This is a genomic window from Pseudoalteromonas luteoviolacea, from assembly GCF_021654285.1.
Classification (GTDB): Bacteria; Pseudomonadota; Gammaproteobacteria; order Enterobacterales; family Alteromonadaceae; genus Pseudoalteromonas; species Pseudoalteromonas luteoviolacea_J.
In genome coordinates, this window is the sequence record NZ_JAKFZS010000012.1 from 155,341 (window position 1) to 177,399 (window position 22,059).

Sequence of the window (22,059 nt, forward strand, 5' to 3'; positions counted from 1 at the left end):
ATTATAAGTGATTGTCACATCGTAATCTAATAAAAATGTTGTTGACCTTTTTATTAGATTACCAACTTTTTACCACTATATCCCTTTGTTTTTAATATACATTATGTAATTAGTATACTTCCCACTATAAATTTGTAAGTTACTACAAACTCCATCATTTATTGTTTGAAGTGTAAGTCTTATTAATAGTACTCAAAACTATACTAAAACATACTAATTCCCTTATAAACCCAATTAAAAACTAATTCTCAGTTCATTAGATCAATAGTACTTCTTATACTAATCTACTAAAACTCTACAACACTAATTGGTTTAGTTACCGTGTTAGTCAAAGTTCTTGCGCAAGTTAAAACAGATAATTCAGGCTTATTGATTGAAGTACCAGTGTTGCTTAGCGAATATGGTGTATTTGATCCCTTACTTGATTACGTTATAAGCCAATCGCACATTAAAAGTTTGCCATGGATGAACCGCATTACGTTTGCTTGCCAACTGTTACTTGAGTACATGGAAGCCAACATGCTATGAGAATATGTGCCTGCCCTATTTGTTTACTACTTTTACCATTTCTGATTTGGTGACATCTAATTAAGTTATTGTTATGGTTGATAGTAATAGAGTGCGTGTATGAGTAACCATTGTTATGCGGCATTTTTCGTTGATAAAAATGTCAGCTATTGAGGGAGTCAAATGAAATATAAAATTGTACATGTAAGATCGGATTTCTTAGATAAAGTTAGAAATGTAGGTATTGACGATCAAAACCAACCTGTAGAAGTATTGGAAGCTACAGGTGGTGAACCATGTCGAGATGTGCTTCGTGGCGCAAAGCCTGGTGAAAAGCTAATATTAGCCAGTTATTGTCCTTTCACGAAAGCAGGCCCGTATAAAGAGTATGGTCCCATTTTTTTATTGGCTAACTCGAATAGTCAGGAATTTGATGTTAACAAGTTGCCATTGCCAAATGGATCAGCAACCGATTATTTAGGTCACACATTTGTATTAAGAGCATACTGTGAAAACGAGCGCATATTAGACGCAAAATTGACATCACCAGAACAAGCAGAGTCAGATCTTGAAGAGTTTTTAAGCAACGAAAAGGTAAGCTTTGTAATTGCAAGATATGCTGCTTATGGTTGTTACAGTTTCAGAGTTGAACGCGCGGCATAGCTAACAATCCGATAACTGGCTAAATTTGCTGTGTCGCTTTATGCATTGTGTTTCGCGCATAAAAATTGCCCCAGATAAATTTGCCAGTTATCAAGGCGATAGCTGCCCAATAAAATCATGTATACGAAATCTAAACTTGCTCAAACAGTCCAATTAAAAACAATTGATGATCGAGTCATTTTAAAGTTAAGTGAATTTGAACTTCTAGGCAGTGGCTTCAAATGCTCTGTAACTTTAAGTTCGCGAGGTTTTGGGTTTCATGGGGCTGTTTACTTTGACAACCCTAAGAAGTTTCTTAGTGATCTTGAGATTATGAACTCTACAATGAAAGGTTCTGCTGAATTGAAAGAGGATTATAACGATCACTTCCTTAAATTTGAGCTTAATCACTTAGGGCATTTAATTGTCAGTGCTTGTTTCGTAGAGTACAGTGAACATTCTCAAAATTTGGCTGTAGAGTTTAAAACGGACCAAACTTGTTTGCCTTCATTTCTAGAAGATCTCAAATTAGCTTTGGTGTAATAGCAGCTAACAAACCGCTTTAATCAAAGGACGCAAAACAGCAGGCTTGCGCTCCTTCGTCGCTCATTTTAGCCTGCTATTTTACGCCGGTTAGGCAAGCTTTAGGGATCAAGAGGCAGCATGGAAGTAATTGATCAATTTTCGAGTGAACATGTAAAACAAGTTCATATGCTGTACCAACAGGTATGGTGGGGGAAAACTCGCACATTAGCAGAAACAAAAGCATGTGTATCTGGTTCACAGGTTTGTGTTGGTATCGTAAATGACCAAGGTGAACTAGTTGGCTTTGCACGTGTATTGAGTGACTTTATCTATAAAGCTGTCATTTTTGATGTCATTGTAGCGCCAGATGAGCGCGGGAAGGGTCTTGGAATTAAGTTAATGGAGTTGATAAAACATCATCCTAAGCTGAACAAGGTTCGTCATTTTGAACTCTATTGCTTGCCTGATATGGAACCATTTTATGAGCAGTTTGGTTTTACCGCAGAGGTTGGCGGAATACGTCTATTGAGGTGTGAAAATACCTAATAAATTGTTTATGCGGACAGCCGACGACTTTGGTTTGATGTGAGCTCATTAAGTACGGTGCTCTGTTTAGGTTTAGTAGTAGTTAGCTGCTACTTAACAAGGCATTATATTCCTAAGGAAGCGTATGGAAACCTCGGCAATACATTTAATACGGTTAGCTATTCATTTATTAATTTCATTTGTTGTCTCAATGTCAATTGTGACTTGCCCTTTTAGGTTTGGCTCTGAAAAGCTTGGGTTGTTATTATTGACTTGGGCTGTTCCAATTATTGGCGCAACTTTAGCTCATAATCGCTTGGGGTATATTGGTTCTGCATCAAAAGGCGTTGATAATTCTACAGTCACTGTTGATGTTCCACCAAATAGGTGTGGTGGTGGCTCTAATAGTGGAGGGGGCTGTGATTAGTGCCAACCCTATATCACAAGCCAATTAAGTGCGGGACTGCTAAAGCTTGGCTTAGTTCCACTTCTCTAAACATTTTAGCTAATAATTACTCACCACTTTGGGCGGCGTTATACGTACACAAGAAAAGCAAAAGAACAGTGCCTGTCCTATTTGTTAATTTTTTATTTGAGGTTAAAGGGGGTTAGTGTGTTACGAGAAATATCAGTCGCTTGAGGAAGTTAAAGCGAGTATATTTGAGTACATAGAAATATAATGTAACCGCGTATGATTGCATTCAGCATTATAGTATTAAGTCCAACGGAATATGAAAGCAGGCATGCATAAATACGGTGTCTATTTTTGGTGAGTAATATCAGTATCAATGTAAGCCAGAGGAATTTATGAGTAAAGTTGATAGGGAGTTAATAGACCCCACCATTGAGCCCAGTTCAGAAAAGTTGCATAGGGTTATTGGAGCAACGGTCGCAAGCATACCTGCATTCGGTCCAGTCGCATTTGAATGCTTCAACACCCTTATTCAGCCACCTATGGAAAAAAGGCAGGAAAAATGGATGCTTCAAGTGACTGAAGCCATAAATGAACTATATAAAAAAGGTATTGTGACTGAAAAAGAGCTGCAAAAGAATGAAACGTTTTTTACCACACTGGTAAATGCAAGTAATACGGCTTTACGTACACACGAAAAAGAGAAATTAGATTCTTTAAAAACGCTGTTTTGAACTCGCCCTTATCAACAGCCCCAAATGATACCAAACAGGGATTATTTCTTAACTTTATAGATTCATTTACTTCCTTGCATATAATATTGCTGAAATTTTTTAAAGATCCCAAAGTGCAAATGGCTAAAGAGGGAAAACAATTTGATACCGGAGGAAGATCTAGAGGGATTGCGTCAGTAATAGAATGCGCATATCCAGAGCTAAAGGATCAAAAAGAGCTATGTAATATAATTTTAGAAAACCTTTACAGCAATGGTTTGTTAAGCACACGATACCGGAAAACTCGAACAACTAGCGCAGAGAGCTTATCAAGTAAATTGACTACGGAGTTTGGTGATGAATTTCTAAGGTTTATTTCGCAGCCACAGATGTAGCCGACATAACAAACGCTTGAAACCGGATTCAAAATCTCTGTATTAACCAGTCCTTCAATTCATAGTAGGTACAGAGCATGAACGGTTGTGGCGATGACTCCTTAGAATTGCAGTCAAAAACTTTGAAGCTAAAATCATCTCTGGACAAATTTGCTGGTGGCCTAAAATAGCCTTTATTGTTATCAAGGTGATGCTCAAAGAAACCCGTGCTCAGGTTGGCCACATCCACAATCGCTTTGAAGTTATTATCTATTTGCTGTGTTGATTGCGGTTGCTGAATCATTTCCTTGAAGACGACAAAGTCGGTGAAAGACACGTGATTGAGGTCTTCAAAAATGGCAACATAGCCCTTGTTTTTTACGTTGACGAAAATTTCGCTGAAGTATTCCTCGTAGGCGTGCACATACATAAAGGGTTGCTTAATAGTCAGGCCTTTTCTATTGAAAACCGTGCCGTCGAGGTTAATGATGGCATCGACTTTGTCCGATTGTGCTGCGCTGTGAAAAGCTGCTGCACCACCATAAGAATGACCAATAATGCCCACTTTATCGGAGATTTTGTTGTAAAAAGCACTTTCTGATTTTTGGTTTTGTTGCTGTAAGTGTTCAATAACAAAGAGCTGATCGGCGCTCCACATCGCCAAGTCACTTCCTAGGTCATCATGGGGCAATTCTATGGTCAGCTTAGTCTCTGCATTAGGGGAAGTGTAGTGAGATGAGCCAAAAGTATGGTTGATAGAAGCGACGAGATAGCCTCTACTGGCAATATACGAAGCAGTGATGACAAACAGTTCCGGATTGAGATAATACCCGTGAGATAAAATTATCAGGGGTAAAGCGCCCGAAGAGTCATCTATTTTGGCTCCTTCAGCGATGTCCCAGCTCAACGACTTTAACTTTTCCACTGCTGATGGCTCTATGGCTTCATCGAAAATAAGTTGGTTAACCCGAGCAAACTTGTCTGGCAAAGTCGCCAGCTTAGTTTCCTTATGATCGTTATTATCGATTACTGCTGCGGGGTAAAAAAACCTAACGCCTAGCTGTCTGGGGCGTAAATCAAGCGTTCTATGGCTGTTGCGACTGTGATCTTCTAGGTGAACAACAAAGGTTCCAACGGGTTGCTTTAAAGGTAATGATATTGTCTGCTGGTGGATACACAGATTATTTTCTGCTTCAAACTCGCAGCTTTGCACCTTGCTGGTTGTTAGAAACAAAATAATTACCATTGAGAGTAATTTCGCTAGGTGTTCAGGGGTCATTATTTATTCCAGTATTTTGTTTGTGATTTATAGTGTGGCTTAGTAAACTTCCATTCTTGAGAATGAGAGTTTGGTCGAAAAGGCCGTATTTCCTGTTATCATGGCTGGTCACTATAATCAGCATCCCTCTTTCTGATTTTAAAGGTAATATTGTACTGACACAAATGTGTTAGATGCCTGCTGTGACTCTAATCAGAAAATATATTTCCAGTTAATCTGGACATGATAAATTAATCGATTGTTTTATGAAATTAAGCGCTTAAACATTGTATTTTATGTTCAACCAACAGCTTTTACCTTTGTGCTTTTATTAACTTTTATTGAGTTATCTGGTTCAACGATTAATAACTTGGATTTCGATGCAAAGTGTATCGAATGACTAATTGGTTTAGATTTAACAGCGTATGTTATTGTTTAGACACAGACTAACTATAGTGTAACTTTAACATCCAATCAGTTGTAGTTAGCTAAATATAAAAAGCGCAGATAAAAATTTGTTAAATTTTCCTTTGCCTCACAAATTATAGCTAACTATTTTTAGTCATTTATTTACAACTTTAAGCACCTTATTTGAACCAGCCTTTAAACCTTTTAATCAATATTATCGTCTAAAGAATGATTTTAGTGATTTTAAAAGGAAAATAATGAGCCGATTAATAACTCAAACTATATCATCGGTATTGGCTATTTCATTAATAACAGTTCTTGCTTCTTGCAAAAGTCATGATGCAACTAATTTTGAATCTAATACGAAAAACGAACTCATTGAATTTATTGATGGAAATGCTGGGCAAGTTGTTTCAATTTCGGTTGTAGATTCAGAAAATACCTACCAATATCATTTAGGGACTTTAAGGAATGGCGATAAGCCTAACAACCAAACAATATACGAAATTGGCTCGTTAACCAAAACTTACACAGGGTTAGCGGTCGCTAAGGCTATTCACGATGGGAAAGTTGAGCTTGATAAAGATATCCGCCATTACCTTAAAAATAACGAATATAAAAATTTAGAACTATCCAATCAGTTTATAACTTTACGACACCTTTTGACGCATACCAGTGGCCTGCCTGGCAATTTTGCTGCCAGTCGCGAAGATATTGAGCAAGGCAGATATTTTGAAAAAATATCAAAATACTCTAGAGATGACTATTTTGATGATCTTAAAAACGTAAAGCTTAATTCTACACCAGGCGAGGACTATCTATATTCTAGTGTTGGCACCAATTTAGCTGGATATATTCTGGAATCTGTTTACCAAAAACCTTTTGAATTACTGATTTCTGAAATGATCACAAGTAAGTCTGGAGAGCGCAGCACGAAATTCAGACGTACAAAGTCTGAAGTAAGCAAAGTGACAGTCGGCTCAGACGGGAATGGCAACCAGATGCCCTTGGCGAGTCCATATTGGTTTGCTGGTGGAGGGTTAACTTCAAACGTTGAGTCTGTTACGCGCTATATTCGACATCAATTTTCTTCAGAGCCTGAGGTGGCAATTTCTCATCAACTTTTAGAAGAGAGTTGGACGGGTCATGGCAAAGCATTTTATTGGTATACAGCTAAAGATGACTCGAATGAGTTAATGCTCTATCAAAGTGGCGGCTCAATGGGCACATCTAGTTGGCTGGTCATTTATCCGAAGAAAAAAATTGGTATTTTCGTTGTAACCAATTTGGCAGAGGAAAATACTCAACCAAAGTTAGAAGCTATTTCAAATAAGGTTTTTGACTATTTAATTGAATATAAAAAGGCGTTAAAGTCAGAACCATAACCTTTGGCTCGATTACGCGTTGCTGCGTATGACAGTTAACCAGTATTCATCGCTTCAAGTTACCGCCAAAAATATATTTGGCGGTGGCCTAAAAGGGCATTTATCTTTAAATTATCTGAATAGCTTTAGGCTTCAAGCTCTTCGGCTCTTGGTGAAAACTCAAAAACATCTGAATAGCAATTTCGCTCTTCTAAGCCTATGGCGTTGAGCTGGTCAATCGTGCCATAAACCATTTTTGGTGAGCCACATAAATAAGCATGTGTCTCTTTAAGATCGGCATGGTCTTGCTGTATGACTTCGTAGAGAAAGCCTGTTCTTCCTGTCCAATCAGACTGAGCCGACTCTAATACCGTATGGAAATTCACGTTTTTATGCGTAGTCGCCCAATTCTGAAACTGTTCTAAAAGAAAAAAGTCATCGCTATGACGATTAGACCAGTAAATATTGATATTCGCATCAGGGTTGCGGTGCAAAACCTCTTCCGTTATACACTTAATTTTGGATATGCCAGAGCCCGCGGCGACAAACAAATGAGGCTGGTCGAGGTTCGTTTGTAAAAATGCTTTGCCCATTGCAAGCATGATCTTGACTGGCTGGTTACTGGCTTTAGCAGCAAACAAGCAGTCAACCACTTTGCCTGAAAAGTCACTCGCAACTTGGATAATTAAGCACACTTTATTGGGTTTATCAGCATCTAAACTGCTAGAAATCGTATATGAAAGCCACAATGGTTGGCCATCATTATTAACATCCAGTTCGAGCTTCAAATATTGCCCAGACTTATAGTTCAGTACTGTTCCCTCTGGGGCAAACAGCTCAATTTCAAAGGTATGTTTATTGAGTGATTCGATCTTGGTTACACACACATCATAATGTGCCGTAGAGGACGTTTTAACTTCGTTTTTCATTTTATAAACTTACACTTAATCGTATGGATTATTTAATTGACACTAGTTTAGGTGAGTTTATCGATGAGAGAAAATGATATATTATAAACAATCTATTAATTTTACTCATAATTAAAAATGTTAGAACGCATCCACCTTCGTATCATTCATGCTGTCCATCAGCAAGGATCTCTCACTGCTGCGGCAAAAGAGCTCTGTGTAACACAATCGGCATTAAGCCATACAATGCGTAAACTGGAAGATAACCTAGGTACTGCCGTTTGGGTAAGGGACGGAAGAAGCTTAAGACTAACACAAGCAGGGCACTATCTACTTAATATTGCAAACCGTGCGCTTCCGCTATTAAGCGGTGCTGAAGAAAGGCTTAAACAAATCGCTATGGGCGAGCGCGGGACATTGCGGATAGGTATGGAATGCCACCCTTGCTATCAATGGCTGTTAAAAGTGGTATCGCCTTTTTTAGAGACTTGGCCGGGTGTTGACGTCGATGTTAAACAAAAATTTCAATTTGGCGGAGTAGGGGCTTTGCTAGATTATGAAATAGATTTGCTGGTAACACCTGATCCCTATTTTAAAAGTGGTTTAGTCTTTGAGCCAGTATTTGATTATGAGCAAGTACTCGTCGTTCCTAAAGATCATAAATTAACGGCTAAAAAATTTGCTCAGGCTGAAGATCTCAGGGACCAAGTGTTGTTTACCTATCCTGTATCAAAAGATCGCCTTGATATTTACACGCAGTTCCTCAATCCAGACCAAGTGATCCCTAAGCAACACAAAACGGTCGAAACCACCGACATCATGTTGCAAATGGTTGCCTGTGGCCGAGGTGTTGCTGCATTACCCCGCTGGTTGGCAGAAGAGTACAGCACAAAACTGCCATTATCGGTTGTACGTTTAGGTAAAAATGGCATCGCGAAGCAGATTTATTTAGGTACTCGAGAAGGGGATAGTAATATTGACTACCTCAGCGCCTTTATCAAAATGGCGCAGTGTTATGAGCATCCGGTGGCAACTAGCCCGGAGTAAATCAACAGCCATTAGCACTTCCTAATGGCTAAAGTTGTTTTTTATATTTGTCTACAAAATAAAATGCACAAAAAGGTCAAAGCGTTCGCTTTACCTGTATTAGATAAATGATAGGTGGCTTAAACGCGGTGTTTTTCTATGCGCTTAGGCTACGTCCCATCACCCAGTTAACCGTTTTCAGTGACAATACGCTACTTCGAAATACTGCTTTATAAATACATCAACTAATCAATGCTATTTGCTCATAAAACAGCATCTATAAACATGGAATTTATTACCATCTTAGTCCATTACGCAAAGTAATTAACAATTCTTGCGCATTTTTGTATTCGAATCGTTAACATAGCACTATGAGCAAAACTCATAGAATCATAAAATTAAATCAATATTAATCATAAGTCATTCGTCATAGAATGGCTTCAAGACATTCAGGTCAGATTTAATTTTAAGCTAAGGACCCACAATATTATGAGCAGCGATTTCACCTATTCAATTAAGACTATTCGATTTGATGAGCATTATTCACCTTCAAACGATACGCGCCTTACTACAAACTTTGCTAACTTGGCGCGTGGTGAAGTACGTCAGGAAAACCTTCGTAAAGCAATTAATATGATCAACAACTGCTTTAACAGTCTGGCAAATTGGGATAACCCAAACAAAGACCGTTACTCTGTTGAAATTGATATTGTGCATGTTGATATTGACGTTGAGGGCAATGGTGAAACCTTCCCTACAATCGAAGTACTAAAGACGTACATTGTTGATCATCATACAAACAGACGTATCGAAGGTATTGTGGGTAATAACTTTTCATCGTATGTCCGTGACTACGACTTTAGCGTGCTACTGCGTAAACACAATGAAGGAAAAGATCACTTTTCTGTGCCAGAAAATTATGGCGAATTACACGGTAAAATGTTCCAAGACTTCATTAGTTCAAGTGCTTACAAAGAGAACTTCAGTAAGCCGCCAGTGATTTGCTTAAGTGTATCAGACAACAAAACTTATCACCGCACAAGTAATACACATCCTATTTTAGGTGTTGAATACACGCCAAATGAATCATCATTGACAGAGCAGTATTTCAAAACAATGGGTATGGAAGTACGTTACTTTATGCCTGAAAACAGTGTTGCTCCGTATGCATTCTTTTTCTTCGGTGACTTGTTAAATGATTACAGCACACTGGAGCTGATCAGCACGCTGAGCACCATGGAAACATTCCAGAAGATTTATCGTCCAGAAATTTATAACGCTAATTCTACGGCTGGTGAAACTTATAAGCCAAGCCTGAAAAACTTAGATTGCTCTCTAACACAAGTGGTTTACGACCGAGAAGAGCGTGCCCGCCTTGCGATTGAGCAAGGTAAGTGGTGTGAAGATAACTTCATTCAGCGACACCAGTCAACACTGGAAAAGTGGGCAGCTAACTTTGTTCAGCCGTCATTCTGATTTTAAGGTATAGATGTATTAATTATGAAAAAATTATTCCCAACTTCTACCGCTGGCAGCTTGCCAAAACCGTCTTGGTTGGCACAACCTGAACAGCTTTGGTCACCTTGGAAACTAGAAGGCGATGAACTGATTGCCGGTAAAAAAGACGCACTGAGAGTCACATTACAAGAACAAGACAATGCGGGTATTGAAATCGTGAGTGACGGCGAACAAACTCGCCAGCACTTTGTCACCACATTCATCGAAAACTTGAGCGGTGTTGATTTTGAAAATAAAAAGACCGTTAGAATTCGTGACCGCTACGACGCCAGTGTACCGGGTATTATTGGTCCAGTAAGTCGTCAAAAGCCAGTATTTGTTGATGATGCGAAGTTTTTGCGATCGCAAACAAGTCAGCCAATCAAATGGGCGCTACCTGGGCCGATGACCATGGTCGATACGCTTTATGATGATTATTATCAAGATCGTAAAACCCTTGCGTTTGAATTTGCTAAAGCATTGAATGAAGAAGCAAAAGAGCTAGAAGCTGCGGGCGTTAATATTATTCAGTTTGATGAACCTGCGTTCAATGTGTTCCTTGATGAAGTGAATGAATGGGGCATTGAGGCACTTGAAATTGCAACCCAAGGGCTTAAGTGCGAAACAGCTGTACACATTTGCTATGGCTATGGCATCAAAGCAAATACCGACTGGAAGAAAACCTTAGGCAATGAGTGGCGTCACTATGAAAGAACATTCCCAGCCATTCAGCAATCTAGTATCGATATTATTTCTTTAGAATGTCATAACGGTCGAGTGCCGCTTGAAGTGTTGTCACTTCTGAAAGGGAAGAAGGTGATGGTTGGCGCTATTGATGTGGCTACCAATGACATCGAAACGCCTGAAGAAGTCGCTGATACCATTCGCGAAGCGCTTAAATATGTTGATGCTGACAAACTTTACCCTAGTACTAACTGTGGTATGGCACCGCTATCACGAGAAGTGGCGAGAGGTAAACTACAGGCTTTAGCCGCTGGAGCAGAAATAGTAAGAAAAGAGCTCTCTGCATAAATTTTTCGTTTGTCTTACACATAACCAACAAATGGGTTCTCCGTTTGTTGGTTTTATTTATTTTAATTAAACGTTGTTGATTTACACTATGATAGAGTTTTTAAGCAATAATATTTCAACACTTATCGCGCTGGTTGCAACAGGTGCATTTGCAGGGGTTTTGGCTGGCTTGCTGGGTGTAGGCGGCGGTATTGTTATTGTGCCCGTACTATTTTTTGTTTTTCAAGGCTTTGGCGTATCGCCTGAGTCAGCCATGGTCATTGCAACTGCGACCTCGTTAGCGACAATCATTCCAACTTCTATCAGCTCAATTCGCTCGCACAATAAAAAAGGCAATGTAGATTTTGATCTGTTAAAGCGCTGGGCTGTGTTTATCTTTATCGGTGTTTTGGTAGGAAGTTGGTTGGTAACACGCGTCAATGGTACTTGGTTGACTGGATTATTTGGTATTATCGCGACCTTGTCAGCGCTGAATATGATGTTTCGAACAGGCAAATCAGCTTTATTTCAATCCCTGCCCGGTAAAGCAGGACAAGCGACAATGGGTACCTCAATTGGATTATTCAGTTCAATGGTGGGTATTGGTGGGGGGACTATTTCTGTGCCATTGCTCACGCTTTATAACTATCCAGCTCATAAAGCGGTGGGGACAGCCGCTGCCATCGGGTTAATTATCTCTTTGCCAGGCGCTGCGACCATGCTCATTTTAGGCCAATCACCTGCTGATGCACCTATCGGTACGTTTGGGCTTGTTAACCTTGTCGCGTTCCTATGCATTGTGCCTTTAACTGTGCTGTTTGCGCCAGTTGGTGCATCACTCGCAGCTAAATTAGACGCAGTAAAACTTAAGAAAGTATTTTCTATTGTGTTGCTTATCACTGGCATACGTATGTTATTACAATTATTTCTGTAAATCTAACTGATACGGAAATCAACTTTCAAGAATATGGAAAATCAAGCTACTAGAGCTGACTCTTTTATCTGCTCGGTTTTCTCGATGGGTCAGCGACTGTAAAGTCGCTGACCTATTTTTAGCCCCCCCAATATTTATTCAGTTTTTAAATATCAAAACCGTCAACATTCGCTGGGCCTGTGCACTTTTTTGCAAGTGAGAAAGCGATTACAAGGCTGCAGACAATATCTTGTTCTTTTGTGGCAACCTCCAGATTGATAAACACCTCTTTCAGTTTAGGCATCATTTGTGCAATTTGATTATAAGTGAAGATATCAACCTAGCTTTAACTGAACTTTATTTATGACTTTAAGATTATGAATTTAATAGATAAATTAACTTTAAATTGTGTTTTAAATGTAGCTAAAAATTGGAGAACTACTTTATGAAATTATCTCTTTTTGCAATATCTACGCTGTTTGCTTCGCAAATTGCAAATGCAGGCAATTTAGTAACAAATGGGTCGTTTGAGCAGGATGTCGTGAAGTCAAAATGGACATTACTCGATTCAGTGACAGGGTGGCAAAGTGAAGGGGCGAAATTTGAAATTCAAACATCTCGCCTTGGGATCATTACTGCTGCTAACGGTAAGCAATATATCGAGCTAGACTCGACGGCTAATCACAGTGTATTTCAATCGCTTGCGACTGAAGCTGGAAAAACATATGAAGTGTCATTTTACTACTCACCACGAGTTAAAGGGAATAGCCAAACAAATAAGGTGGATGTTAAGTGGAATGGCACAACTGTATTAAGTTTAAACGCGACGCAAAGAGGTTGGCAATCTTTCACCTTGTCTGTAGAAGCGACTTCAAGCAGTTCAGAGATCCGTTTCACGGGCACCGGTACTAACGATAGTTTAGGGGGCTTTATTGACGACGTCGCCGTAACCGAAAAGCAAGCTTGCCACACGGGTATTTTTGGCATTAATAATTATGGCTCTGCCCAAACGGGGTATGTCTATAAGTTTGATTTAGAGACAAACACGTATAGTGTCGTTGCGGGTGCCCAAAATACGGCGTCCAATATTGCGAGCCATAATGGCAAACTGTATTTCATGGAGCAGCTAGATTCAGGCACAAAAGCCTCAAAGCTTTGGTCACTGGATTTAGAAACCGGTGTGCAGGTTGCTGAGGCTGATGCCAAATCTTGGCCAATTTATCGTTCTACCGTCACAGCCAATGGGCAAACTTTGCGTGCTACGAGCAAAACCTACATGTATGACTACGACTTACAAACGGGTGAAAAAACCGTGTTGGGCAAGATGCGTTACTCAGGCGATTCTTTCTCTCATGGTGACATTGCTTACTCTGCTGATAACAACACTCTTTACGTATTAACGGGTAAATCTTTGTATACAATCGATGATGGTTCAATGGCGCTAACTTGGATAGGAGATCATGGGATTAATTGGGCATCTGGTTTAGCTATTTCAGATGACGGTACATTGTATGTGTCGGGAAGAGTTTCAGGTGAAAACGCAAAAATTTATAGCGTTGATCCACAAACAGCAGCAGCTACCTATGTTATGGATGCACCGGAGCATATTAATGATTTAACGTTTGTAGATAATTATTGTCATTAATAGTTTGCGGTTAAAAATATAGATGAGGTTTTTATACCAAGAAGATATTTTTAATATATCGAAATAGACTCACGTTAGCATTCCCTGCTAATAAAACCTCACCAGATTTAAAAGTTGGGCCTAAGCCCAACTTTTTAGCGTATGAAAAATCTATTTCTTACCAGCAAGTGTATGAACAAACATTTAGGTCATGTGAGTCGCAGTAACAGCTTAACTCGCTTAAAATTGAGTTCACAGCATCTCCAGCACCGCCACCTACATTCGGTGTCTGTACATTTTGAAGACGAGCATTGCTAGACAGAGATTTAATGGCCTTTTTCTTTATTTTAAGTTTCATAATAGTGCCTTATATATTTAATGGTTTAATTTTATCTACGTTAATAAAGGTTTTTTGGTACCTTTAATTTGTAGGTGATGTTAGCCAATTTTTTAATAAAAATTGACATGTGATTTTTTAGAAAACAAGGGTGAAATATAAATTTTCAATATTTTAAAATTCTACACACTGTCTGAAAAATTAACTTTTACAGAAGGAGGCTGAACTTACTCACCTTGTTTGCATGGAATAAAGCTATCGAAGAAAAAGAAATTTAGTTATAAATTTTGAGACTGTGAATAGCAGATTCGAGACACTGATATTTCTTTACATTAAAATCATCAGCTTAGAGGGGTTGGATTTTTTGATTTATTTGATAGTTTAAGTTGTTGTGGGGCTACCCCAATATAATTAAATAACAAGAAGAATAATATGAAGAAAATAATCCATAGATGGCTGTTATGCCTATCTGCCTTGCCCGCTGCTTCGGCGGCTTCTTTGATTAGTCATCAGGATTGGAAAACCGAAAATCAGTCACTTACACGTTCAGCATTTCAAGATAGCGGCGATAAACTTTGGTATGGCACAGACCAAGGCGTGATTGTGCAAGATACTCGACTTAATGAGCCGCGTTTTATATCACCTGATATCCTTGATTTACTCGAGATATTAAAAATGCAAGGGTATATTGATAAAGGAGCAGAGACCGTTGAGGTTGATGGCCAGAAACGTATTTATCTTACTGCACATAGTGGCGTTCCTTATTTCAACCCGAGCAGACTAAAAACACATATTGAGTCTGGTATTCAATCTCGATCTGTTTTAACTGAGCATAAAATGACGAATGCAGATCGTGAAGTTCAAGAACAGCTCCCTTTTAAAGAATCTAATGACTTAGAGCTCACATATCAAGATGATTGGTTTTCGATCCGATTGAGTAGACTGAATCATTATAAAACTGACACTCAGCGAGTTGAAGATAAACAAGAGGGCTCTGATGAACAAGTGCTGCCATCTCCTTTTAAAAACTGGCCAGAGTATGGCATTTATGCATTCGAGGTCACGCCAACAAATTCAGTGGAGGAGCACTCATTCGATATAAAAATGCTACCACCTATCTGGCGAACTTGGCCAGCATATGCCATTTATTTTGGCATTGGCCTGAGCTTAATTTGGATAATTGTATTTTTAAAGCAAAGAGCGCTTAAGTTAAAAGCAAACGAGTTATCTCAAGCTGTCGATTTAAAAACAGTGCAGCTCAAAGAAGCCAATGAACAATTAGCGCAAAAGCACCATGTAATAGCGTCTTTGCTCAAAGAAAAAAACAATATGTTTACGCAGATTTCTCATGAGCTGAGGACGCCATTAACTTTAATATTAAGTCCCATAGAGCAGTTGATGGGGCAAATGCACAAAACTCAGCACACAGCAATACTGTCCATTGCAAAGCGAAACGTTTTGATTTTACAAAATCTCGTAGATCAATTATTACAGCTGGTTAAATTAGAGTCTAAGCCACAACATACATTTCATGCATATGACGTCAATAAAAGCTTAGATGAGATTATTGCCACTTATACATCGGCACTTAGTGCTCGTGCTATGACAATATCCCGTTCGGGTATAAGTGGTGTCTACTTACGTTTGGTGTCTGACAGTTTGGAAATTTGTGTGAGTAATTTGCTCTCCAATGCAGTTAAGTTTTCACCAAAGGGGAGTGAGGTGCGAGTGAGCTTTGAAAAAAACGACACATTATTTGTGCTTACCGTATCTGATGAAGGCGTTGGTATCAATGAGCATGATCAGGCAGTCATTTTCGAAAAATTTCACCGTTTGCCACCGTTTGACAATAAAGAGCTCATTAGTGGCTCTGGCATTGGTTTATCAATAGTACAAGAGCTCATGCTTGCAAACCATGGACAAGTTAAAGTGCGTAGCACCAAGGGTAAAGGCAGTCAGTTTTCACTGGAATTTCCAGTCGAATGTGAAGTATCGAGAGACTGTGTCATTGAAGAGGAAACTCAAAGAGCCAAACCATACTTAAATATGTCTTCATTAATGCATGACATGCCTAATGAAACTTATTCAGCGCCATACGCATATCAGGAAGGCAAATCTAACGTATTAATTATTGAAGACAATTCAGAATTAAGCGGGTTTTTACAGCAACTCTTGGCGCCATCATATAATTGCTTATCCGCAAGTGATGGACTGGAAGGCGTTGAAAAAGCGACAGATTCAATCCCTGACCTGATCATTACCGACATCATGATGCCTAAGTTAAACGGTTATGAAGTTACCCATGCTTTGAGGGGGAACCAACTGACCTGCCATATTCCGATCATTATGTTGACAGCAAAAAGTGACAGTGAAAGCAGGTTGGAAGGCTGGAAACATCATGCAGACGACTATATTGGTAAGCCATTTGACAACCATGAACTGATTGTGCGGATTGAGAACTTAATTTCTATCCGAAAAATGTTGCGCCAAAGCTTAGGTAGAGGGTTGGGAACCGCTAAGCCCGTATTGGATGCTGAAAATGATCTGATGAAGCTTGATAATGAATTTATATTAAAGTTTGAGAAAGTGATAGAGCAGCATTATCAAGATGAAGCATTTAGCCGGACTATGGCTGCCTCTGAGATGCATATTAGTGAGCGACAGTTAAACAGAAAGCTGGCACACCTTCTGGATCATAACTTCTCAGAATATTTAAGAAAATATCGACTAAGACAATCATTGAACCTTATACATTCTGGGTTACAGATAGCACAGATTGCTGAAGATGTTGGATTTTCATCTCCAAGTTATTTTAGTCACTGTTTTAAAGCTGAATACGGAAAAACCGTATCGCAGCATAGAAAAGACACGGAAAAAGTGTAAGTTACCCATAGGCCTGTATTTTATTAATTGATAGGTAATTCATATAGCCGCTTTGTTAACAGTCCCTTTGCAAGTGGCTTAAAATGGATAATTGGCCTCAAGTCGATATTTATCAATTAAAAGCTCAGCTTACTCAAAGATTATACAATCTTTGAGTAAGCTGCACGCACTTGAGTAAGTGTACAAAGATTGAATATTTAATGTAGTTTATATTGTGCACAGAAACGACTGTGTAACTTGCCATCGTTAAGTTTGATTTAATTGAAGAAACTGACATGTAAAGCAAAGGAGGGAGTTTGTGAGCCATCATAATAAACAAATAATATCAAATCTAATGGGTATTTTGTTAATAGCTGTGACTTTGAGTGCTGTTTGGTTCCTCGTCAGTCCTGATTTTGAGCCCGCGATTGTTTTTTTGTTGGGGATAGTGAGTTATCAACAGTTAAAAATGCAGTTAGGTACAGTTGTAACTGCTAAGCCAACAAAACATGCTGATAAAGCAAGAACAGTGGACATAGCCGAGCCATCGAAAATCACAGTGCCGCGCACGCTGCTTGAGCCTACTTGTTTATTGATTATGTGGGTTATCGCTCTTACCTTTTTGTTTATGAACATTTTAAATGGTAACTATCAAGGGCTCCCATTGCTAAAGGACAATTTTATATTTCAGCTAATGGCTGCTTGGGCGGGCATATGTGTAACCTATATATTTGTTCAGGAGATAAAGTTTCTTTATGGGCTGCTTGCCAAAGAGGTCGAAATTTACATCGATAAAAATCATGTGATTGTTCACCGCGTTTCTTTATTGGGTAAGTCAGAACGGATTCAGCTCCCCACTTCAGAGGCGTTTTTTTGGGAAAAGATGGGTAGGTTATTTGTGAAAGATGCTTATGATAACCGCCATGTCATAAATACGATATCTAATGATAATAAAGATGCGCTCTATGCTGAATTGAAGGAAAAAATGGCGCGCCATGGTGCGCCCATTTCTATAGGTTCAAGATGATGTGCGTTGTAAGTACACTGTCGTAAGTAGCTACCTTACTAATATGCCTAGGGCAGCTTCATTTTCTGCAATATTGCCCTTTTTCACCAATCAAATCAAAATCGTAATTTAATGTAATTGCGTGTAATACCTTTTCCACATCATCGGTGCAAACCTTATAAGTGCTACAAACCGTCAGATACACATCATTATGGAATGTTCATAGTTGGCCAAGCCACTAGAAATTGGGATATTGAAATGAAAACACCGTCTAAAAAATTAATGTTCACAAGCGTTATCGCACTATCAATTGTGCCGCTTACAGCCTGTTATAATTCGGCAAACACGAGAACAGACGCGACTGCTTCAGCAAACGCTTATGTTCAGAGCGTGCCTGCAAACACTTACGATTGCCAAGTAGACCCGACTTGGATCACGAGCCCTTCGTTTCCAAAGGAAGTTAAAAAGAGTGGACCTGATGGTTCATCAAACTTTTGTGACTTTTATCAGTTTTCGACGCAAGCCTATTTGTACTTGATGTCGCCATCTTCTGAAGCTCCAGCGCTGAGAAATTTTCAGGTTGATGCCAACTATCCGTTGCTTGAATTTAACGATGACACCCTTAACACGCCAGCCAACTCTTGTGACAATATAAAAAGCCCGAAAAGCTTGAGAACGTCGTTACAAAAGTCATCGATTTCTACTGGCCAAGCGGGAGGCGGTGCTTCGATTTACGCACAAGATGGCAATGTTGTTTATTACGACGTGAGATTTAATAAATCACTGTGTGACTTGTCTGCCAGTGCTGTAGAGCTGGGAAAAAAGGGGATTATCAATTTTCCATCCGGTACTACAGAACTCAAGTTTGCTTGGAAAGTATTGAGTGAGCGTGAAAAAAGCTCGGATAGTTTTGTTACCCAACAACAAATAATTGATGGCCAGCCACAAACACTGGGTTTGCTTGGGATGCATATTGCTGTCGCAACAGAAGAACACCCTGAATTCGTTTGGGCAACTTATGAGTACAAAGCGAACTCTCCGACATGTGATGCGCAAGGTGAGCAAGCTATGCCATGGCTATTCGCCGAAAAGGCTTGTACAGCCAATTTACCAGACAGTTTAAACAGGGATCCTGATACGTGTAAATTCAACCAACCAGAGTTAAAGAATGGGCCTGCGACAGGAGTACCTACGAATATCTGTGTGGTTTATCCCTATGGAACGGCTTCAGGTGACCACAAAGCGGGAGAAAATTTAGCTAATATCGTGTCACAGAATGCGCATTTGTATGAGGCACTTTCAACGACAAATGCCTCTCCTGCTATGCAAAGGTTAAGCAATTACTTCAATGTGGGGGCTATCTGGGTGAGTGATACGGCAAAAAGTTCTGGTGGCATAGGTGTCCCGAATGAACGCGGGTCTTTACGATTGGCCAATAGTGTCGCTGAAACTGATTTTCAACATGTTAATTTGAACAATGAGTTTTCCAGTAACTGCTTTGGCTGTCATGAGTATTCAGGGACAGGGCAAAAGATGAGTAATAACATTACCAGTCAAAAACTGAGTCATAGCTTTATCGACATTGTAACAGGCCAAGGGAAAGCGGCCGATGTGAATGCAATTAGCCAAATTACGTCAAATGATTTTGCGGCGCTCATTTGTGGAGGTGATCCATCGCAAAAAGACAAGGCAAAACGTAAGGGCACATGTAAAAATGCCAGAAGCTACCTCAAGTGGAATGGGAACTGGACGAATATTAATACATCGGCGGGCTCTGTGTGTGGTTGTGAAGTGGAGTAAAGCACGGGTTTATTAGCCTAATTTGTAAGGCGAGTAGAGGTGCGGTAAACATTCTCGTACTCGCCTTTTTTATACAAATATGAGCAGTTAAAGTTTTCTGTTAGAGGTTACTGGCACGCACTGATAAATTGCCACACCTGCCAGCGGCCTGAATATTGTGCAGGGTGTTGATTACTTGAATACCATTTGGCCTCGTACAAACGATTGTCTACCTGTACTTGATCGCCTCTAAGATAGACATCTTCGGCGCGCCAATTTGCAACCCCTTTGCACACACCGTCTCCTGGATTGGAGCTTCCTAGCCATTTATTTCCGATACCGAAATTCATCGCACTGAGAATATCGCCATTGTCTTGGGCGTATTCCCAAGCAAATATGCCTCCTAAATTACTGGTTACTGCGTATTGGGCTTTTTTAATTACACTGGCAGGGTGGTCAAAGCCGACGAAGGCGGCATCGCTTTCTCTCCAAGCATAGTGACAATCACAGTCTGCATCGTAGCGGATAGTAAAGCCATTGATCCCTTGACCATTTTGGCCGATGACTTCATTGACTATGCGGGTGTAAGTGCCTACACCTTCTTCATCCCATGGCTGAACCGCTTTAGGAAATAGCCCTGTTGCTTGCCCGCCGATATGTGTACCTGAAGCACTTAAACTGACACCATCAAACCCTCGTGCATATTTGGCCACACCGACAACCAGTTTGTTGGCAGGGACACTTTTATTGAGCAGGTTTTGTACGCCTTGCATGACACCATGAGCGGCGATGTTTGCACAGTGTGCATCTAAAGAGGTATGGTGGCCAATGTTACTTCTAGACCAGCCGCCAAAAAAGTCGTATGTCATCAAAAAAATGTAGTCAAGATAAGGTGCTGCTCGCTCGTAATCTATGTTCCGGACATTATTGGCATGAGTACCTATAGCACTGGTGATCGAGTACTTTTTGCCAAGTTCCACTTCTAAGGTATCGAAGGCTGCTCTTAAGTCTTGCATTAAATCGGCATAGTGACCGCCTTCTGCTGGAGTATTTGGCCATTCCCAATCGATATCAATGCCATCAAAAGCGCGATGTGCACGCAGGTAATCGACGACAGACTGAACAAAGACTTGCCTCGTTTGTGGATCTTTCGCCATAGGGGGGAATGTATCCGAGCCGCCCCAGCCACCGACTGAAGGTAAGATTTTGAGGTGAGGGTATTTTTGCTTTAACTGCAAAAACTTGGCTGCAAATTGCTTATCAACAGTGGTCTCGTCCTCTGCGAGGACATAGTCGGGTTTATTGGCACATACCGAGGCGTCATTTGGGAGCTGTCCTGGCCCACACGCCCTTAAAAACGCGTATAAAATATGGGTTAAATTATCTCCTGGCACATTATCAATGGAGCTTGGATCTGACCAATTGGCTATGTAGGTGCCAACCACTTTGTTGCTTGTTTGCTTAAACGGCTGGTGGGTGCCAGTAAATTCTTGATACTGATCTTGTGCATAAGAAAAATGAGTTACAGACATTAATATCAGGGCAAGTAACCCTACGCTATTAAATTTATATACTTTCATAAGTATCCCTTTACATGTTTGTCGAGCAAAAGCGTTGTTAAAGCGCTTATGCTGAATTGTTGCGTATTCAAAATGCTGACATTAAAGCTTTTGGATATCAGCTTTTTGAGAATATTTTATACTTCTGGGTTTGCCAAGTTGAACTATGGTCGAATAAATTATTCAATAAAGGGACGAGCATTCCTGTGAGTGAGTATCGAGCATGCATGATTTTTTCGATGTTAGGTCTAAGCTTAAGTAACATATTTAATCAGTTTTACTGATATGCACTCTTTTTAGGTTACTTATGTAATGTTTACCCTAATAAAATTAATTCCATATGAGTGTTTTAGAGTTAAATGCGATTACAGCTTTAGAGACTTGAGCGAAAGAATTGATAGTAAATTAGGTCAGCCTAAGCTTTTTAAAGGCCTTGACGGGCGCCTAATGTGTGGTGAACGTTACGGCACTGAATTCAAAGCGTATCAATTACTGTCGTATCAAAATGGATTTCAGCCTATTGCATTTGGCAAAATGAACGAGGGTCAAGCAGGGTGTGAAATAGAAATAACGATCCGAATGCACAAAGCGACAATGCTGTTTTTTATTGTTTGGACATTAATTTTGGTTCAATCATGTATTTCACATTTTTCAACTCCAATGAATGAGTGGGGATGGATTTCCGTAATACCATTGATCCTTTTATTTGCTACCTATATTGTTATGTATGTGAGCTTCTGGTCTCATGTTGATGACCTAAAGTATTTATTAAAGCAATTATATAGCGAGACTTGATAGGTATAACTTGA

20 protein-coding genes are annotated in these 22,059 nt (G+C 39.7%); 16 read left to right on the forward strand and 4 right to left on the reverse strand.

What is annotated here, in order from left to right; all coding sequences use genetic code 11:
• Window positions 1-321 precede the first annotated feature (321 nt).
• The 6 genes from L1077_RS13575 (at window position 322) to L1077_RS13600 (ending at window position 3,345) form a co-directional block, all read left to right on the forward strand.
• Entirely contained in the window at window positions 322-528 is a 207-nt protein-coding gene (locus tag L1077_RS13575) for a hypothetical protein (protein ID WP_237137315.1), read from the forward strand.
• A 162-nt stretch (window positions 529-690) separates the two neighbouring features.
• Window positions 691-1,170: a DUF1203 domain-containing protein gene (locus L1077_RS13580; protein WP_237137316.1), complete on the forward strand. Its 480-nt coding sequence runs from the start codon at window positions 691-693 to the stop codon at window positions 1,168-1,170.
• A gap of 117 nt (window positions 1,171-1,287) precedes the next feature.
• A complete protein-coding gene (locus L1077_RS13585) occupies window positions 1,288-1,692 on the forward strand; it encodes a hypothetical protein (protein ID WP_237137317.1) in 405 nt (134 codons plus the stop codon).
• A 120-nt stretch (window positions 1,693-1,812) separates the two neighbouring features.
• Complete coding sequence (locus L1077_RS13590) at window positions 1,813-2,220, forward strand: GNAT family N-acetyltransferase (protein WP_237137318.1); 408 nt, start codon at window positions 1,813-1,815, stop codon at window positions 2,218-2,220.
• A gap of 124 nt (window positions 2,221-2,344) precedes the next feature.
• On the forward strand, window positions 2,345-2,626 hold the full coding sequence (locus L1077_RS13595) for a hypothetical protein (protein WP_237137319.1): 282 nt from the start codon (window positions 2,345-2,347) through the stop codon (window positions 2,624-2,626).
• Window positions 2,627-3,006: 380 nt separating this feature from the next.
• Window positions 3,007-3,345 carry a hypothetical protein gene (locus L1077_RS13600; protein ID WP_237137320.1) on the forward strand — a complete coding sequence of 113 codons (339 nt, stop codon included), beginning with the start codon at window positions 3,007-3,009 and terminating at the stop codon, window positions 3,343-3,345.
• A 402-nt stretch (window positions 3,346-3,747) separates the two neighbouring features.
• Here the strand turns inward: L1077_RS13600 and L1077_RS13605 are convergent, their stop codons facing one another.
• Window positions 3,748-4,977, reverse strand: a complete 1,230-nt coding sequence (locus L1077_RS13605) for an alpha/beta hydrolase family protein (protein ID WP_237137321.1) — start codon at window positions 4,975-4,977, stop codon at window positions 3,748-3,750.
• A gap of 644 nt (window positions 4,978-5,621) precedes the next feature.
• Here L1077_RS13605 and L1077_RS13610 point away from each other — a divergent pair.
• Window positions 5,622-6,749 carry a serine hydrolase domain-containing protein gene (locus L1077_RS13610; protein WP_237137322.1) on the forward strand — a complete coding sequence of 376 codons (1,128 nt, stop codon included), beginning with the start codon at window positions 5,622-5,624 and terminating at the stop codon, window positions 6,747-6,749.
• A gap of 125 nt (window positions 6,750-6,874) precedes the next feature.
• Here the strand turns inward: L1077_RS13610 and L1077_RS13615 are convergent, their stop codons facing one another.
• Complete coding sequence (locus tag L1077_RS13615) at window positions 6,875-7,657, reverse strand: hypothetical protein (RefSeq protein ID WP_237137323.1); 783 nt, start codon at window positions 7,655-7,657, stop codon at window positions 6,875-6,877.
• A 117-nt stretch (window positions 7,658-7,774) separates the two neighbouring features.
• Here L1077_RS13615 and L1077_RS13620 point away from each other — a divergent pair, with 117 nt between their 5' ends.
• From L1077_RS13620 to L1077_RS13640, 5 genes are all read left to right on the forward strand, one after another.
• Entirely contained in the window at window positions 7,775-8,683 is a 909-nt protein-coding gene (locus tag L1077_RS13620) for a LysR family transcriptional regulator (RefSeq protein ID WP_237137324.1), read from the forward strand.
• A 468-nt stretch (window positions 8,684-9,151) separates the two neighbouring features.
• Window positions 9,152-10,138, forward strand: coding sequence for a DUF1852 domain-containing protein (locus tag L1077_RS13625; RefSeq protein ID WP_237137325.1), 987 nt, complete (start codon window positions 9,152-9,154; stop codon window positions 10,136-10,138).
• A 24-nt stretch (window positions 10,139-10,162) separates the two neighbouring features.
• Window positions 10,163-11,191 (forward strand): methionine synthase, encoded by a 1,029-nt coding sequence (locus tag L1077_RS13630; RefSeq protein WP_237137326.1) that lies wholly within the window; start codon window positions 10,163-10,165, stop codon window positions 11,189-11,191.
• An 88-nt stretch (window positions 11,192-11,279) separates the two neighbouring features.
• Window positions 11,280-12,104 (forward strand): sulfite exporter TauE/SafE family protein, encoded by an 825-nt coding sequence (locus tag L1077_RS13635; RefSeq protein WP_239032989.1) that lies wholly within the window; start codon window positions 11,280-11,282, stop codon window positions 12,102-12,104.
• Window positions 12,105-12,528: 424 nt separating this feature from the next.
• On the forward strand, window positions 12,529-13,728 hold the full coding sequence (locus L1077_RS13640) for a DUF642 domain-containing protein (protein WP_237137327.1): 1,200 nt from the start codon (window positions 12,529-12,531) through the stop codon (window positions 13,726-13,728).
• A gap of 157 nt (window positions 13,729-13,885) precedes the next feature.
• On the opposite strand, the gene L1077_RS13645 is transcribed toward L1077_RS13640, so the two are convergent.
• On the reverse strand, window positions 13,886-14,065 hold the full coding sequence (locus L1077_RS13645) for a hypothetical protein (RefSeq protein ID WP_237137328.1): 180 nt from the start codon (window positions 14,063-14,065) through the stop codon (window positions 13,886-13,888).
• 411 nt (window positions 14,066-14,476) lie between these two features.
• Here L1077_RS13645 and L1077_RS13650 point away from each other — a divergent pair, with 411 nt between their 5' ends.
• The 3 genes from L1077_RS13650 (at window position 14,477) to L1077_RS13660 (ending at window position 19,712) form a co-directional block, all read left to right on the forward strand.
• Window positions 14,477-16,927 carry a hybrid sensor histidine kinase/response regulator transcription factor gene (locus L1077_RS13650; protein WP_237137329.1) on the forward strand — a complete coding sequence of 817 codons (2,451 nt, stop codon included), beginning with the start codon at window positions 14,477-14,479 and terminating at the stop codon, window positions 16,925-16,927.
• 427 nt (window positions 16,928-17,354) lie between these two features.
• A complete protein-coding gene (locus L1077_RS13655) occupies window positions 17,355-17,933 on the forward strand; it encodes a hypothetical protein (protein ID WP_237137330.1) in 579 nt (192 codons plus the stop codon).
• A 237-nt stretch (window positions 17,934-18,170) separates the two neighbouring features.
• Window positions 18,171-19,712 carry a mannan-binding protein gene (locus L1077_RS13660; RefSeq protein WP_237137331.1) on the forward strand — a complete coding sequence of 514 codons (1,542 nt, stop codon included), beginning with the start codon at window positions 18,171-18,173 and terminating at the stop codon, window positions 19,710-19,712.
• A gap of 107 nt (window positions 19,713-19,819) precedes the next feature.
• Here L1077_RS13660 and L1077_RS13665 read toward each other — a convergent pair whose 3' ends face one another.
• Window positions 19,820-21,271: a glycosyl hydrolase family 18 protein gene (locus L1077_RS13665; RefSeq protein ID WP_237137332.1), complete on the reverse strand. Its 1,452-nt coding sequence runs from the start codon at window positions 21,269-21,271 to the stop codon at window positions 19,820-19,822.
• Window positions 21,272-21,562: 291 nt separating this feature from the next.
• Between L1077_RS13665 and L1077_RS13670 the strand changes: the two genes are divergently transcribed.
• Entirely contained in the window at window positions 21,563-22,045 is a 483-nt protein-coding gene (locus L1077_RS13670; protein WP_237137333.1) for a hypothetical protein, read from the forward strand.
• The last annotated feature ends 14 nt before the right edge of the window (window positions 22,046-22,059 follow it).

Bases quoted from the DNA above. Each gene is read 5' to 3' on its own strand.
- L1077_RS13615 (WP_237137323.1), bottom strand. From the start codon at position 7,657: ATGAAAAACGAAGTTAAAACGTCCTCTACGGCACATTATGATGTGTGT.
- L1077_RS13580 (WP_237137316.1), top strand. From the start codon at position 691: ATGAAATATAAAATTGTACATGTAAGATCGGATTTCTTAGATAAAGTT.
- L1077_RS13665 (WP_237137332.1), bottom strand. From the start codon at position 21,271: ATGAAAGTATATAAATTTAATAGCGTAGGGTTACTTGCCCTGATATTA.
- L1077_RS13605 (WP_237137321.1), bottom strand. From the start codon at position 4,977: ATGACCCCTGAACACCTAGCGAAATTACTCTCAATGGTAATTATTTTG.
- L1077_RS13600 (WP_237137320.1), top strand. From the start codon at position 3,007: ATGAGTAAAGTTGATAGGGAGTTAATAGACCCCACCATTGAGCCCAGT.
- L1077_RS13585 (WP_237137317.1), top strand. From the start codon at position 1,288: ATGTATACGAAATCTAAACTTGCTCAAACAGTCCAATTAAAAACAATT.
- L1077_RS13625 (WP_237137325.1), top strand. From the start codon at position 9,152: ATGAGCAGCGATTTCACCTATTCAATTAAGACTATTCGATTTGATGAG.
- L1077_RS13590 (WP_237137318.1), top strand. From the start codon at position 1,813: ATGGAAGTAATTGATCAATTTTCGAGTGAACATGTAAAACAAGTTCAT.
- L1077_RS13670 (WP_237137333.1), top strand. From the start codon at position 21,563: ATGTTTACCCTAATAAAATTAATTCCATATGAGTGTTTTAGAGTTAAA.
- L1077_RS13645 (WP_237137328.1), bottom strand. From the start codon at position 14,065: ATGAAACTTAAAATAAAGAAAAAGGCCATTAAATCTCTGTCTAGCAAT.
- L1077_RS13650 (WP_237137329.1), top strand. From the start codon at position 14,477: ATGAAGAAAATAATCCATAGATGGCTGTTATGCCTATCTGCCTTGCCC.
- L1077_RS13610 (WP_237137322.1), top strand. From the start codon at position 5,622: ATGAGCCGATTAATAACTCAAACTATATCATCGGTATTGGCTATTTCA.
- L1077_RS13640 (WP_237137327.1), top strand. From the start codon at position 12,529: ATGAAATTATCTCTTTTTGCAATATCTACGCTGTTTGCTTCGCAAATT.
- L1077_RS13630 (WP_237137326.1), top strand. From the start codon at position 10,163: ATGAAAAAATTATTCCCAACTTCTACCGCTGGCAGCTTGCCAAAACCG.
- L1077_RS13635 (WP_239032989.1), top strand. From the start codon at position 11,280: ATGATAGAGTTTTTAAGCAATAATATTTCAACACTTATCGCGCTGGTT.
- L1077_RS13620 (WP_237137324.1), top strand. From the start codon at position 7,775: ATGTTAGAACGCATCCACCTTCGTATCATTCATGCTGTCCATCAGCAA.
- L1077_RS13595 (WP_237137319.1), top strand. From the start codon at position 2,345: ATGGAAACCTCGGCAATACATTTAATACGGTTAGCTATTCATTTATTA.
- L1077_RS13660 (WP_237137331.1), top strand. From the start codon at position 18,171: ATGAAAACACCGTCTAAAAAATTAATGTTCACAAGCGTTATCGCACTA.